Consider the following 498-nt stretch of genomic DNA (forward strand, 5'->3'; position numbering starts at 1 on the left):
CGCATGATCGCCGGCTACCTCATCAACAAGTTCCGTGGCGATGTCTCGTTGTTCGACGACGGCATCAAGGCGATCGAAAAGTTCACCGGCTGGCGCTGCTTCGGCGTCGTACCATGGTTGAAGGCGGCCGGCCGGCTGCCATCCGAGGATTCGGTCGTGCTCGAACGCCTCGCTTCCGGCGAGAAACGGGCGCTGAAGGTGGCGGTGCCGATGCTGGCGCGCATCGCCAATTTCGACGATCTCGATCCACTGAAAGCCGAGCCGCAGGTCGAGGTGGTGTTCGTGCCGCCCGGAAAGCCGCTGCCCGCGGATGCGGGATTGGTGGTCATTCCCGGCTCGAAGTCGACGATCGGCGATCTCTTGAAGTTCCGGGAGAATGGCTGGGACCGCGACCTCCTCGCCCATCGCAAGCGGGGCGGCCATGTCGTCGGCATCTGCGGCGGCTTCCAGATGCTCGGCCGCAAGGTCAGCGATCCCGCCGGCATCGAGGGCAGCGTG

General features: G+C 65.3%; 1 pseudogene. It reads left to right on the plus strand.

Annotated elements, in window-relative coordinates:
• Window positions 1–498: pseudogene (locus EN851_RS34200) on the plus strand (cobyric acid synthase CobQ); the annotation flags it as partial.

This window comes from Mesorhizobium sp. M8A.F.Ca.ET.208.01.1.1 (genome assembly GCF_004791315.1).
In the GTDB taxonomy this organism is placed as follows: domain Bacteria; phylum Pseudomonadota; class Alphaproteobacteria; order Rhizobiales; family Rhizobiaceae; genus Mesorhizobium.